Below are 13,378 nucleotides of genomic sequence, written 5' to 3' on the forward strand. Positions count from 1 at the left end.
GTAATTTCGCTTTTTGTCACGTCTGTGGACCTACCCTGACCGAACCAGAAGATCAGTGGATCGGTGGAGGGAGCAGGCCATGGGTATCCCCGAGGGAGCGCAGAAGCCGGACGAGCAGCGGCAGGGACCGGTGCTCAGGCGCCGCGAGCAGGTCCAGCCGGGCACCACGGATCAGCGTCTGCTGGACACCGAGGGCGACTCGGAGTGGGTGCACACCGACCCCTGGCGGGTCATGCGCATCCAGTCCGAGTTCGTCGAGGGCTTCGGCGCGCTCGCCGAACTGCCGAGCGCGATCAGCGTCTTCGGCTCGGCCCGTACGAAGCCGGACTCGCCCGAGTACGAGGCCGGTGTGCGGCTCGGCCGCGCGCTGGTCGACGCGGGCTTCGCGGTGATCACGGGCGGCGGCCCGGGCGCCATGGAGGCCGCGAACAAGGGCGCGCGGGAGGCCAAGGGCATCTCGGTGGGCCTGGGCATCGAGCTCCCCTTCGAGCAGGGGCTCAACCCGCACGTCGACATCGGCGTGAACTTCCGCTACTTCTTCGTCCGCAAGACGATGTTCGTGAAGTACGCGCAGGGCTTCGTGGTCCTCCCGGGCGGCCTCGGCACCCTGGACGAGCTCTTCGAGGCGCTCACCCTGGTCCAGACGCGCAAGGTGACCCGCTTCCCGATCGTGCTCTTCGGTACGGAGTACTGGAAGGGCCTCGTCGACTGGCTCCGTGACTCGGTCGTCGCGGGCGGCAAGGCCTCGGAGCGGGACCTGCTGCTCTTTCACGTGACGGACGACGTGGACGAGGCGGTCGCCCTGGTGACGAAGGAGACGGGCCGCTAGGTCGTGTCCGCAAGGTCTCGCCTGGTCCGCGGCGCCCGGCACGCCCGCTCGCTGCGTTGGCCACAAGCCCAAGTAGCTCCGCTACGAGGGCTTCCGGCCGCCTTGCGATCGCACGCACCGGACGCCGCGGACCCCCGCCCTGCGGGCGGACGGCGATACTTTGCGGACACTCCGTAGGCGCCGTGCGCGGGGCGCCGGGCGCCCCGCGCCTACGCCAGCCCCCGCCGGGCGACAGCGGGGGCGCGGTGCCCCGCGATGGTCGCCACCATGTCCAGGACCTGCCGCGTCTCGGCGACCTCGTGCACCCGGTACACCTGTGCGCCCAGCCACGCCGACACCGCCGTCGTCGCCAACGTGCCCAGCACCCGCTCCTTCACCGGCCGGTCCAGCGTCTCGCCCACGAAGTCCTTGTTGGACAGGGACACCAGCACCGGCCACCCCGTCTCCGTCATCTCGCCGAGCCGCCGGGTCGCCTCCAGGCTGTGACGGGTGTTCTTCCCGAAGTCGTGCCCCGGGTCGATCATGATCCCGTCCCGCCGTACGCCCAGCTCGACCGCCCGCTCCGCGAGACCCACGGTCACCCGCAGGATGTCGGCCATCACGTCCTCGTACTCGATCCGGTGCGGCCGGGTCCGCGGCTCCGCGCCGCCCGCGTGGGTGCAGACGAGCCCGGCGCCGTACCGGGCGGCGACCTCCGCGAGCCGCGGGTCCACCCCGCCCCACGCGTCGTTGAGGACATCCGCACCGGCCTCGCAGACGGCCTCGCCGACATCGGCCCGCCAGGTGTCGACGCTGATGACGACGTCCGGATGCCGACGCCGTACCTCGGCGACGAAGCCGACCGTGCGGCGCGCCTCCTCCTCCGCCGTGACCTCCTCGCCGGGGCCCGCCTTCACCCCGCCGATGTCGATGATGGCGGCGCCCTCGGCGACCGCCTGCTCCACGCGGGCGAGGGCCGGCTCGTCGCGGAAGGTGGCGCCCTGGTCGTAGAAGGAATCGGGGGTCCGGTTGACGATCGCCATGATCACCGGCTCGTGCGGCCCGAATTCACGCCGTCCCAAGCGCAGCATCCCTTTTGTCCTCCCTCGCGTCCGTTCGCCTGCGACCCTAACTGTCGGTGGCGCATGGCACGATCGGCGGTGGGACGTTTTCCACTCCGGGGAGAGGCGCGCTGGTGTTCTGGTTCTTGCTGATCGCGATGGTCGTGGTCGTCGCTGCGGTCACCCTGGCGGTGGTCGGCGGCGGCGACAGCGAGGTGCTGCCCGAGGTGGCACCGGAGCAGCTGGTCGACCCCCTGCCGGCGACCCGGCCGGTCGACCGCGCCGACATCGAGGCGCTCCGGCTGCCGGTGACCGCGCGGGGCTACCGCATGGCGGACGTGGACGACGTCCTGGGCCGCCTGGGCGCCGAGCTCGCCGAGCGGGACGCGCGGATCGCGGAGCTGCAGGCGGCGCTGGCCGGCGGGCACGGCGGGGCGGGCCCCTCGCTGCGGAAGAACGACGAGGACCGGTGAGCGGCGAGGCGATCCCCGGCCCCGACGGCCGACCGCGCTGCCCCTGGGGCCTGTCGACCGAGGACTACGTGGCGTACCACGACGAGGAGTGGGGACGCCCGGTCCACGGCGACGACGCGCTGTTCGAGCGGCTGTGCCTGGAGGCGTTCCAGTCGGGTCTCTCCTGGATCACGATCCTGCGCCGCCGTGAGGGCTTCCGGCGGGCCTTCGCCGACTTCAAGATCGCATCGGTGGCGGAGTTCGGCGAGGCGGACCGCGAGCGGCTCCTCGTGGACGAGGGCATCATCCGGAACCGGGCGAAGATCGACGCGACCCTGGCGAACGCGAAGACGCTGGCGACCTGGTCTCCCGGCGAGCTCGACGCCCTGATCTGGTCGTACGCCCCGGATCGGGCGACCCGGCCGGCCCCGCTGACCCTCGCCGACGTCCCGGCCGTGACGGACGAGTCGACGGCCCTGGCCAAGGCCCTGAAGAAGCGCGGGCTGCGGTTCATCGGCCCGACGACGGCGTACGCCCTGATGCAGGCCTGCGGCCTCGTCGACGACCACCTGAAGGGGTGCGTGGCCCGGGGCGGCCGCTGACGGCGACCCGGGCCACGCCCGGTGTCACCGGCCCACGTACCGCGGCTTCTCCTTCGCCAGGAACGCCTGGACCGCGATCGTGTGGTCCTCCGACGCGCCCGCCGCCGTCTGGAGCTCGTCCTCCTTCTCCAGCGCCTCCGTGAGCGAGCGGTCCGCCCCGTACGCCAGCGACGCCTTCAGCGCCGCGTACGCCACGGTCGGGCCCTCGGCCAGGGTGCGGGCGACCTTCAGGGCCTCCTGCGCGAGGTCGGCGGCCGGGACCAGCTTGTTCACGATGCCGAGCTCGTACGCCTCCTGGGCGCTGATCGAGCGCGGGAAGAGCAGCAGGTCCGAGGCGCGGCTCGCGCCGATCAGCCGGGGCAGCGTCCACGACATGCCGGAGTCGGCGGTGAGCGCGACACCCGCGAAGGAGGTGTTGAACGCGGCGGTGTCGGCGACGACCCGGTAGTCCGCCGCCAGCGCGAAGCCGAAGCCGGCCCCCGCCGCGACCCCGTTGACGCCCGCCACCACGGGCTTCTTCATGCCGGTCAGCGCCGTGACGATCGGGTTGTAGTGGTCCCGGACGGTGTTCATCGTGTGCTGCGACCCGGACTCCTTGTCCGACATCAGCAGACCTACGTGCTCCTTCAGGTCCTGACCCACGCAGAACGCCCGGTCGCCCGCCGCCGTCAGCAGCACGGCTCGTACGGCGGTGTCCGCCGCGGCCGCCTCCACCGCGTCCCGCAGGGCGACCTTCGCCTCGACGTTCATCGCGTTCATGGCCTCGGGCCGGTTGAGCGTGATCGTGGCGAGTCCGTCGCTCACTTCGTACAGAACGGTGTCGGCCATCGGGGCTTCCCTTCGCGTCTTTTGCGTCCTGACCTCCCCCCGGACTTCGTCCGGGGGGACCCCCACCCCCGGATCTCGTCCGGGAGAACCCCCAGGATGTCGGAGATCACGCACCCCGCACATGTGAGCTGCGTCAAAGACCGACACGGGAGGAGCGGCGGGGTGGCGGCGCAGTATCGCAGGCTGATCGCCGAAAAGGGCGGTTTTGCGGAAGCGCGTTGCAGAAGCGATGCAACCTGATGTTGGTCATCGGGTCCTGTGATGCGGGATAATGACCTGGAAGCAATGTGTTCGATGCCGGTGACGTGTGCTCCCGATCAGGGGCCGTCGGCTGACGAAGAGCTGGTTTCAGGAAGGGGAACAAGCATGGCGGCCATGAAGCCGCGGACGGGCGACGGCCCGCTCGAGGTGACCAAGGAGGGGCGGGGCATTGTCATGCGGGTTCCGCTCGAAGGCGGCGGTCGGCTTGTCGTCGAGCTGACCCCGGACGAGGCCGAAGCACTCGGCGACGCCCTGAAGCAGGTAGTCGGCTGACGCGACAAGCCAGGATTGTCCGCTCCTGCCCCGGCACGGTACCCACCGCGCCGGGGCAGGAGTGTGTCGGGGGCGGGTCGCGCGTCCAGCGGCACTGAGGGGCCTCAGCCCCGTCGCACCGCGCACAACAGGCCGTCGCCGACCGGCAGCAGGGACGGCAGCAGCTCCTGGCTCTCGCGGACCGCACGCAGCAGCTCGCGCACCCGCAGCACCTCCGCCGGCTGGGCCGCGGAGTCGACCGTACGGCCGTCCGCGAAGACTCCCTCGAAGCAGACCAAACCCCCGGGTCGCAGCAGGCGCAACGATTCAGCGAGGTAGTCCAGGCACTCCAGCCGGTCGCCGTCGCAGAAGACGAGGTCGTACCCGCCGTCCGCGAGTCGCGGCAGGACGTCCAGTGCCCGGCCCGGGATGAAACGCGCCCGGTTCCCGGCGAAGCCCGCCGCCCGGAAGGCCGTCTTCGCGAACTGCTGACGCTCCGGCTCCAGGTCCACCGTCGTCAGGACCCCGTCCGGCCGCATTCCGTGCAGCAGGTAGATCCCGGACACCCCCGTGCCCGTACCGATTTCGGCCACCGCTTTCGCGCCCGCCGTGGCCGCCAGCAGGCGCAGAGCGGCGCCGGTGCCCGGAGACACCGAGGGCAGCCCTGCCTCCCGGGCCCGGTCACGGGCCCAGTGCAGCGCTTCGTCCTCGGCGACAAAGGCGTCGGCGAACGCCCAGCTCGTCTGCCGGTTGGCGGTAATGGCCCTCTCCTGTCCCCGTAGTTGGCGCAACGGTGACTGTATCCGCTGCACGCGGGAACCCGCAGATGGGACCGCGCGTTCTGAGGAGGCGGGAGCGATACGGAGCGCCGGCCCACCCGGCCCCCAAATTCGCGTAAAGATTCTTATCCGGAGCTAACGGGCGAGGTGGCTATGGTAGGGGCTCCACTGGACACCACCAGAGCCGACAGGGGAGGTGCGGCTGCGCCTGTGGATCGGGGAGGAGTGCTTCGGCGTCTTCTCAGGTCGGCGGGTGAGCCGAAATCCGTGACCGACACCGCTGACCGAATCCACACCGCCGACTCCGCTCCCACCACCGCGACCTTCGCATCGGATGCGGAATCGCAGGCGTGGACTCCGCCCACCTGGGAGGAGATCGTCAGCACGCACAGTGGCCGGGTCTATCGCCTCGCCTACCGGCTGACCGGCAACCAGCACGACGCCGAGGACCTCACGCAGGAGGTCTTCGTCCGCGTCTTCCGCTCACTGTCGACGTACACACCGGGCACCTTCGAGGGCTGGCTGCACCGCATCACCACCAACCTCTTCCTCGACATGGTCCGCCGCAAGCAGCGGATCCGTTTCGACGCGCTCGCCGACGACGCGGCCGAGCGGCTGCCCAGCCGCGAGCCCTCCCCGCAGCAGGCGTTCAACGACACGCACTTCGACGCCGACGTCCAGCAGGCTCTCGACACCCTCGCGCCCGAGTTCCGGGCCGCGGTCGTCCTCTGTGACATCGAAGGACTCTCGTACGAGGAGATCGCCGCAACGCTCGGCGTGAAGCTCGGCACGGTCCGCAGCCGGATCCACCGCGGGCGCTCCCACCTGCGCAAGGCGCTGAAGCACCGTTCCCCCGAGGCTCGGGCGGAGCGCGCGCTGGCCACCGTCGGCTGGGAGGGCGGTACGGCGTGAACACACGTCCTGCCGGACCGACCCCCGCGGAGCAGCACCTCGGGGACCGGCTCGCGGCGCTGGTCGACGGGGAGCTCGGCCACGACGCCCGCGAGCGGGTCCTCGCGCACCTCGCGACCTGTCCCAAATGCAAGGCGGAGGCCGACGCCCAGCGCACGCTGAAGAGCGTCTTCGCCTCCACCGCACCCCCTCCGCCCTCGGAGGGCCTTCTCGCCCGTCTCCAGGGGCTGCCCGGGGGCCCTGGTGACCCGGGGGGCGACGACGGTCGCCGGGGACCCTTCGGCGAACTCTTCGGCCTGGGCGGACCCGGTGGGTCCGGCGGCGCCGGCGGGGTGAAGTCCGACGGCTTCGCCACGGCCGTCGTCTCCCCGCACTCCGGCTTCCGTATCCACGCGGTCGGCCGTCCCGACCAGGACCGTTCGCCCTGGCGCGGGCGGCGGTTCGGCATCGCGGCGGCCAGCGCGGTCTCGTTCGCGGCCATCGCGCTCGGCGGCGCCCTGCCGCTGGAGTCCTCGGTGAACGTCGGCGCGCGCGGCGAGGGCACGGGCAACACCGTGACCCCGCTGCGGGCAGCCGCCTCGGGCGGTGGCACCGGCTCGAACTCGGGCAACGGCGCGGGTACGAACATGGGCGCAGCCACGGGTCGCGGCGGGCGCTCGGGAGAGCGGTCCGTCACGGACTCGTCGACCGGCCCGGTCGGCGCGCCCCTGTCGACGCCCGGGGTCGTGGCGCCCGGACCGCTGGTGCCCGGTGAGGTGACCCCCGCGGTGACCGGCCGGCTCCAGGACCAGGCTCCGCCGTCGCTGCTGGCCCTCTCGCCGTTCATACGGCCGACGGGACCGGCGCTGCACCTGGCGTTCACGTCCGGGCTCAACACGCTCGGCGGCCCGACCGTCAACCCGGCCCCGTCCACGTCGGCGGCCTCCGGCTCGTCGACGATCCCGCTCACCTCCCAACGCTGACCCGGGACCTGGTTGAATCCAGGTCACGAGTGCCCGACGCAGGCGGGCGCGGTCAGGCCAGCTGTTGCGGGGAGAGCATGAACGACGGGAAGCCCACCGGCCAGAAGCCGAAGTGGTGGAGCCGGCCCACGACGCCGTCGGCCGGGGGGCACCCCGGGGGCGGTGCGGGGGAGATACCGGAGCCGCCGGCCGCGGACGAGGGGGACTTCACGCTCGCCGCACCCGCGGCTACGGAGCTCCCCACGGCCCCCGAGCCGCCCGCCGACGGGGTGCCCGCGCCGAACCAGGTCCCGGACCAGGAGCAGGTCCCGGTCTCGGACGAGGTCCAGGGCTCGGGCTCGGGCCACGAGCAGGTTGCCGTCCCGGGCCGGGCTGTGGCCCCGGAGCATGGCGCCGACCAGGTCCCGTCCCCCGTTCCCGGGCCCGTCCCGGTCCTTGCCGCGGTCCCGGAGTCCGGGGCGGAGACGGTTCCGGAGCCGGGCGCCGCGCCGCAGCCTCTGCACGAGCCCGACGAGTACCGGACCCCGCCCTACGGCGGGCCCGGCCCCTGGGCGCCCGCCCCGCCCGTGCAGCGGCCGGTGGCGACTCCGGCCCAAGGGGTCCCCGTACCTCCGCAGCCCGCGCCCCAGCACGCCCCGCACACGGCGCCCCAACCGGCACCCGCACCGCAGCCGATGCCGCAGCAGGCCGCCCCGACGCCCCAGCAGCCCGCGCAGTGGGTGCAGTACGACCCCTGGGGTGCCCCCGGGGCCGCAGGCACCCCGCTCGTCCCGCTGACCATCGGCGCGGAGCCGCCCGCGAAGCGGCGGCGATCCCGGCGCGGGCTCGCGCTCACGGGCGCACTGGTCTTCGCCATGATCACGGGCGTTCTCGGCGGCGCGGTCGGCGCCTATGTCGAGCGCAACGGGGGCATCAGCACGATCGAGCTGCCCCAGGCCGGCCCCGAGGACTCCGGCCGCGCCCCCGACAGCGTCGCCGGGATCGCCGCCAGTGCCCTGCCCAGCGTGGTCACCCTCCACGTCAGCGGTGGTGGCGCCTCGGGCACCGGTACCGGCTTCGTCCTGGACACCCAGGGCCACATCCTGACCAACAACCACGTCGTCGACGCGGCCTCCTCCTCCGGGGACATCTCGGTCACCTTCAGCAGCGGTGAGACCGCGAGCGCCAAGCTGGTCGGAAAGGACAGCGGCTACGACCTCGCCGTCGTCAAGGTCACCGGAGTCTCGGGGCTCAAGCCGCTGCCGCTGGGCAATTCCGACAACGTGCGGGTCGGCGACCCGGTCGTCGCCATCGGCGCCCCCTTCGACCTCCAGAACACCGTCACCTCCGGCATCATCAGCGCCAAGGAGCGGCCCATCACGGCCGGCGGCGAGAAGGGCGACGGCAGCGACGTCAGCTATGTCGACGCGCTCCAGACCGATGCGCCGATAAACCCGGGCAATTCGGGCGGCCCGCTGGTCGACTCCAAGGCCCGGGTCATCGGGATCAACAGCGCCATCCGCGCCGCCGGAGGCGGCGAGGGCGGCGAGAGCGGCCAGTCCGGCTCCATCGGCCTGGGCTTCGCCATCCCGATCAACCAGGGCAAGCGGGTCGCCGAGGAGCTGATCAACACCGGGAAGGCCACCCACCCCGTCATCGGTGTGAGCCTCGACATGCAGTTCAACGGCGACGGCGCCCGCGTCGGCGAGAAGGGCAAGGACGGCTCCGCCGCCGTCACCCCCGGCGGCCCGGCCGCCAAGGCCGGCATCCGCCCCGGCGACGTGATCACCAAGGTCGACGGCCAGCGGGTCCACAGCGGCGAGGAGTTGATCGTCAAGATCCGCGCCCACCGCCCGGGGGACCGGCTGGAGCTGACGCTGCTCCGCGGTGGCAAGGAGCAGACCAAGACGTTGACGCTCGGTTCCTCCCAGGGCGACTGAGCGCCATGTGGGAGACACCGCAAGGTACCCGCCCGGCAGCTTCGGCGGGTACCGTGGAGCGGGCCCCGAACCCCGTGTAAGGAGCAGCAAGGTGTTCAACGACCTAGGCATACTCGAGCTCGTGACGCTCGTGGTCCTCGCTGTGCTCGTTTTCGGCCCGGACAAGCTGCCGAAGGTCATCCAGGACGTCTCGCGCTTCATCCGAAAGATTCGCGAATTCTCGGAGAGCGCGAAGGCCGACATCCGCACCGAGCTGGGGCCCGAGTTCAAGGACTTCGAGTTCGAGGACCTCAACCCGAAGACGTTCCTGCGCAAGCAGCTCGACGGCAACGAGGACTTCAAGGAGCTGAAGGAGCTGCGCAGCAGCTTCGACCTCAAGAAGGAGATGAACGAGGTCGCCGACGCGGTGCACGGCCGCGAGACGGAGACCCCGTCCGTTCCGGCCGCCGTCAACGGTTCACCGGACCTGCTGAAGAAGCAGGACAAGCCGGGCGCCGGTGAGCGGCCGCCGTACGACTCCGACGCGACCTGACCACCTGGGCTGACACCACCGGGCACACACCGGTGGCTATCCTCCATCTGTTGTCCGCCGACGCGGGCACAACGGATCGAGGAGGCGGCCGAGATGGAGACGACGAGTCGGGTGGAGGGAGTGCCCGCTGCCCGGCGCACGGTCGAAGGCTTTCTGCGCGCACCCTTCACCTGGTACGGACTTGACGAGGCGTTCACGGGGCCGCGCTGGCTGATGCAGGTCGGCACGGCGGCCGACGGGACCGTCCAGCACGGGTCGATGGGCCACGGGGACGAGCCGTCCATAAAGTCCGACGCGAGCGGGGTCGAGAAGGAGCGCTTCGCGGTCGTCGTGACGGTCGCGGCGAACCCGGTGCGGCGCTCTGCCGACGGTACGGGGGTCCTGGACGCCACCACGGTCGCCTCGGCCGCGTGGCTGGCCGGCTCGGGGCTCCTCGCGTACACCTGGCCGGCGCAGCTGGACCACGCGCTGCGGAACGACTGGCTGGACCAGCAGACGGAGACGGCCTTCGAGCTGGCGGACGACCTGACGGGGCCGGAGTGGTCGACGCTGTCGCTGCCGGTGGACGGGGTGCCCGTGCCGTTCCACTACCGGGAGTCGGAGTTCGGGTGGGTGCTGGCCGGGTCTGCGGGTGAGGTGCACATCGGGGCGTACGGCAGGGGCATGAGCGCGTACGGGCTGGGGTTCTCGGGGGTCGAGGACCTGAACGCGTACGCGTAGGCGCGAGGCGCGCAGACACGACGAAGGGGCACCCCGACCGGGGTGCCCCTTCGTCGCTGCGCGGGCCCTGCGGGCCGCCGCGTTCTAGAACTTGTTGCGCGGGGTGATTCCCAGGCTCATTCCCGACAGGCCCCTGGCGCGGCCGCCGAGCTTGCCGGCGATGGCGCGCAGGGCCGAGCCCGCGGGGGAGTCCGGGTCGGTCAGGACGACCGGCTTGCCCTCGTCGCCGCCCTCGCGCAGGCGGACGTCGATCGGGATGGACCCGAGGACAGGGACCGTCGCGCCCGTGGTCTTCGTCAGGCCGTCCGCGACCTTCTGGCCGCCGCCCGTGCCGAAGACGTCCACCATCTCGTCGCAGTGCGGGCACGGCAGGCCCGCCATGTTCTCGACGACACCGACGATCTTCTGATGGGTCTGGACGGCGATCGAGCCGGCCCGCTCGGCGACCTCGGCCGCCGCCTGCTGCGGGGTCGTCACGACGAGGATCTCGGCGTTCGGCACCAGCTGCGCCACCGAGATCGCGATGTCGCCCGTGCCCGGGGGCAGGTCGAGCAGCAGCACGTCCAGGTCGCCCCAGTACACGTCCGCGAGGAACTGCTGGAGGGCGCGGTGGAGCATCGGGCCGCGCCACACGACCGGGGCGTTGCCCGGGGTGAACATGCCGATGGAGATGACCTTCACGCCGTTCGCGGACGGCGGCATGATCATGTTCTCGACCTGGGTCGGACGGCCGTCCGCGCCCAGCATCCGGGGCACCGAGTGGCCGTAGATGTCGGCGTCGACGACGCCGACCTTCAGGCCGTCGGCGGCCATCGCCGCCGCGAGGTTCACGGTCACGGAGGACTTGCCGACGCCGCCCTTGCCGGAGGCGACCGCGTACACGCGGGTCAGCGAGCCGGGCTTGGCGAACGGGACCTCACGTTCGGCCGTCGTGCCGCGCAGCGCCGCGGCCAGCTCCTTGCGCTGTTCGTCGCTCATCACGTCGAGCGTGACGTCGACGCCGGAGACGCCCTCGACCCGCGAGACCGCGTCGGTGACGCGCTGGGTGATCGTGTCGCGCATCGGGCAGCCGGAGACGGTGAGATAGACCGTGACGGCGACCCTGCCGTCGGATCCGATCTCCACCGATTTGACCATGCCGAGCTCGGTGATCGGTTTGTTGATCTCGGGGTCGTTCACCGTCGCCAGTGCTTCGCGCACCGCGTCTTCCGTAGCCATACCGACGATGGTACGGCGCGGACCACCGGCCCCGGAAAGCCCGTCAGCGGTCGGGTACGTCACTTCGGGGATCGCCGCCCGGAGGGAATAGATCCCGGTGGCCGTCCCGGCGCTCCTCCATCTCCTTGATCAGGTCCTGGAGCTCCGAACGGATCCAGTCCCGGGTCGCCACCTCGCCGAGCCCCATCCGCAGCCCGGCGATCTCCCGCGTCAGGAACTCGGTGTCCGCGATCGACCGCTCGTTCTGCTTCCTGTCCTGCTCGAGGTTGACCCGGTCCCGGTCGTCCTGCCGGTTCTGGGCGAGGAGGATCAGCGGGGCCGCGTACGAGGCCTGGAGCGACAGGACCAGCGTCAGGAAGATGAACGGGTACTCGTCGAACCTCAGCTGCGTCGGCGCGAAGATGTTCCACAGCACCCAGACGACGATCGTCAGGGTCATCCAGACGAGGAAGCGTCCGGTTCCCAGGAAGCGGGCGATCCGCTCCGAGAGCCGGCCGAAGGCCTCCGGGTCGTACTCCGGCAGCAGCCTGGACCGCCGCTCGCGCGGGAGATCGAGCCGGATCCGGGGCAGGGTCCGTTCCCGTTCCCGCTCCCGCTCCCTCTCCCGCTCCTGCGCGCGCTCAGCTCCCATGCGCGGCCCCCTCCCCGTGGAACTCCGTCTCCCGCCAGTCCTCCGGCAGCAGGTGGTCGAGTACGTCGTCGACGGTGACCGCGCCGAGCAGCGACCCGCTCTCGTCCACCACCGGCGCCGCGACCATGTTGTACGCGGCGAGGTAGCTGGTGACGGCGGGCAGCGGGGTGTCCGGGGCGAGCGGCGGCAGATCGCTGTCGACGAGCGAGCTGACGAGCGTGAACGGCGGGTCGCGCAGCAGCCGCTGGAAGTGCACCGTGCCCAGGTACTTGCCCGTCGGAGTCTCGTCCGGCGGCCGGCACACGTACACCTGCGCGGCGAGCGCGGGGGACAGGTCCTGCTGCCGTACGCGGGCCAGTGCGTCCGCGACCGTGGCGTCGGGCCGCAGCACGATCGGCTCGGTCGTCATCAGACCGCCGGCGGTCCGCTCCTCGTACGCCAGGAGCCGGCGCACGTCGGCGGCGTCGTCGGGCCGCATCAGGGTCAGCAGCCGTTCCTTGTCCTCCTCCGGCAGTTCGGAGAGCAGGTCGGCGGCGTCGTCCGGGTCCATCGCCTCCAGGACGTCGGCGGCGCGTTCTTCCTTCAGCTTGCCGAGGATCTCGACCTGGTCGTCCTCCGGCAGCTCCTCCAGCACGTCGGCGAGCCGGTCGTCGTCGAGGGCGGCGGCGACCTCGGCCCGCCGCTTGGGGGAGAGGTGGTGCAGCACGTTGGCCAGGTCGGCGGGGCGCAGCCGCTCGAAGGTGGCGACCAGGTTCTCGGCGCCCTGGCCCTCCTCCTCCAGCGAGAAGCCGGTGACGGCCGACCACTCCACGGTCAGCGTCTCGCCCTTGCGGCGCAGCGCGCCGGGCTTGCCGCGCCGTACGAAGACCTTGTCGATCTCCCAGTCGCGGCGGGCCGGCAGCTGCTGGATGGCCACGTCAAGGACGGTGACCTCCTCGTCCGTCTCCACGAGCCGCACCCGGCGGTCGAGGAGTTCGCCGAGGACGAGCCGTTCGGTGGGGCGCTGCTCGAAGCGGCGCATGTTGACCACGCCCGTGGTGATGACCTGGCCGGACTCGACGCCCGTGATCCGGGTCATGGGGACGAAGACCCGCCGGCGGCTGAGGACCTCGACGACCATGCCGAGCAGCCGGGGCGGCCGGCGGCCGCCCACCCGGAGCATGGCCACGAGGTCGCTGACCCGGCCGACCTGGTCGCCGTTGGGGTCGAACACGGGGACACCGGCGATATGCGAGACGAAGACCCGGGGGGCGCCTGCCACCATGCCACGCGCCTCCTCGATGTCGCACGATTCGGTCATTGCCGAGATATGCCGGGTTCAGGCTAGCCCGTGCCCTTCCGCGGCGCCCCGGAAGAGCGCCCGTACGGCTGCCTGCGGGGCCGGCTCCCGTCCCGGGTACGCTGCGGTCTGCCGTCCCCCCACCGACGACATTCGAGAGGC

At 71.9% G+C, this 13,378-nt stretch carries 15 protein-coding genes; 9 read left to right on the forward strand and 6 right to left on the reverse strand.

The window, feature by feature from the left end:
- Positions 1-79 precede the first annotated feature (79 nt).
- A complete protein-coding gene (locus ACZ561_RS30945) occupies positions 80-829 on the forward strand; it encodes an LOG family protein (RefSeq protein WP_376444611.1) in 750 nt (249 codons plus the stop codon).
- A 209-nt stretch (positions 830-1,038) separates the two neighbouring features.
- Here ACZ561_RS30945 and folP read toward each other — a convergent pair whose 3' ends face one another.
- Positions 1,039-1,899, reverse strand: a complete 861-nt coding sequence (gene folP, locus ACZ561_RS30950; protein ID WP_376444608.1) for a dihydropteroate synthase — start codon at positions 1,897-1,899, stop codon at positions 1,039-1,041.
- A gap of 104 nt (positions 1,900-2,003) precedes the next feature.
- On the opposite strand from folP, the gene ACZ561_RS30955 reads away from it, so the two are divergent.
- Both ACZ561_RS30955 and ACZ561_RS30960 read left to right on the forward strand, forming a co-directional pair.
- The gene (locus ACZ561_RS30955) at positions 2,004-2,342 is read left to right on the forward strand and encodes a hypothetical protein (RefSeq protein WP_471001251.1); all 339 of its coding nucleotides are present in this window, start codon (positions 2,004-2,006) and stop codon (positions 2,340-2,342) included.
- On the forward strand, positions 2,339-2,923 hold the full coding sequence (locus ACZ561_RS30960) for a DNA-3-methyladenine glycosylase I (RefSeq protein WP_376444602.1): 585 nt from the start codon (positions 2,339-2,341) through the stop codon (positions 2,921-2,923). Before ACZ561_RS30955 ends, ACZ561_RS30960 begins: the two co-directional genes overlap by 4 nt.
- Before the next feature lie 24 nt (positions 2,924-2,947).
- On the opposite strand, the gene chcB is transcribed toward ACZ561_RS30960, so the two are convergent.
- On the reverse strand, positions 2,948-3,751 hold the full coding sequence (gene chcB / locus ACZ561_RS30965) for a 2-cyclohexenylcarbonyl CoA isomerase (protein WP_471001255.1): 804 nt from the start codon (positions 3,749-3,751) through the stop codon (positions 2,948-2,950).
- A gap of 366 nt (positions 3,752-4,117) precedes the next feature.
- On the opposite strand from chcB, the gene ACZ561_RS30970 reads away from it, so the two are divergent.
- Positions 4,118-4,285 carry a DUF3117 domain-containing protein gene (locus ACZ561_RS30970; protein WP_006346801.1) on the forward strand — a complete coding sequence of 56 codons (168 nt, stop codon included), beginning with the start codon at positions 4,118-4,120 and terminating at the stop codon, positions 4,283-4,285.
- A gap of 104 nt (positions 4,286-4,389) precedes the next feature.
- Here ACZ561_RS30970 and ACZ561_RS30975 read toward each other — a convergent pair whose 3' ends face one another.
- Positions 4,390-5,055 (reverse strand): O-methyltransferase, encoded by a 666-nt coding sequence (locus ACZ561_RS30975; RefSeq protein ID WP_376444622.1) that lies wholly within the window; start codon positions 5,053-5,055, stop codon positions 4,390-4,392.
- A gap of 141 nt (positions 5,056-5,196) precedes the next feature.
- Between ACZ561_RS30975 and sigE the strand changes: the two genes are divergently transcribed.
- The 5 genes from sigE (at position 5,197) to ACZ561_RS31000 (ending at position 10,088) form a co-directional block, all read left to right on the forward strand.
- Positions 5,197-5,955 (forward strand): RNA polymerase sigma factor SigE, encoded by a 759-nt coding sequence (sigE, locus tag ACZ561_RS30980; protein WP_362363844.1) that lies wholly within the window; start codon positions 5,197-5,199, stop codon positions 5,953-5,955.
- Positions 5,952-6,917 carry an anti-sigma factor family protein gene (locus ACZ561_RS30985; protein WP_471001258.1) on the forward strand — a complete coding sequence of 322 codons (966 nt, stop codon included), beginning with the start codon at positions 5,952-5,954 and terminating at the stop codon, positions 6,915-6,917. Before sigE ends, ACZ561_RS30985 begins: the two co-directional genes overlap by 4 nt.
- Positions 6,918-6,994: 77 nt before the next feature.
- Positions 6,995-8,836 (forward strand): S1C family serine protease, encoded by a 1,842-nt coding sequence (locus ACZ561_RS30990; RefSeq protein WP_471001261.1) that lies wholly within the window; start codon positions 6,995-6,997, stop codon positions 8,834-8,836.
- 91 nt (positions 8,837-8,927) lie between these two features.
- Positions 8,928-9,368: a sec-independent translocase gene (locus ACZ561_RS30995; protein WP_471001264.1), complete on the forward strand. Its 441-nt coding sequence runs from the start codon at positions 8,928-8,930 to the stop codon at positions 9,366-9,368.
- A 93-nt stretch (positions 9,369-9,461) separates the two neighbouring features.
- Positions 9,462-10,088 (forward strand): hypothetical protein, encoded by a 627-nt coding sequence (locus ACZ561_RS31000; RefSeq protein WP_471001267.1) that lies wholly within the window; start codon positions 9,462-9,464, stop codon positions 10,086-10,088.
- An 84-nt stretch (positions 10,089-10,172) separates the two neighbouring features.
- On the opposite strand, the gene ACZ561_RS31005 is transcribed toward ACZ561_RS31000, so the two are convergent.
- From ACZ561_RS31005 to ACZ561_RS31015, 3 genes are read right to left on the reverse strand one after another with little or no spacing between them, the layout of a single operon-like run.
- Entirely contained in the window at positions 10,173-11,306 is a 1,134-nt protein-coding gene (locus ACZ561_RS31005; protein WP_329116351.1) for an Mrp/NBP35 family ATP-binding protein, read from the reverse strand.
- Positions 11,307-11,349: 43 nt separating this feature from the next.
- Complete coding sequence (locus ACZ561_RS31010) at positions 11,350-11,937, reverse strand: DUF1003 domain-containing protein (RefSeq protein WP_471001270.1); 588 nt, start codon at positions 11,935-11,937, stop codon at positions 11,350-11,352.
- Positions 11,927-13,201 (reverse strand): magnesium transporter MgtE N-terminal domain-containing protein, encoded by a 1,275-nt coding sequence (locus ACZ561_RS31015; protein ID WP_471001507.1) that lies wholly within the window; start codon positions 13,199-13,201, stop codon positions 11,927-11,929. Before ACZ561_RS31015 ends, ACZ561_RS31010 begins: the two co-directional genes overlap by 11 nt.
- Positions 13,202-13,378: the final 177 nt, after the last annotated feature.

This window comes from Streptomyces sp. NPDC039609 (genome assembly GCF_055596705.1).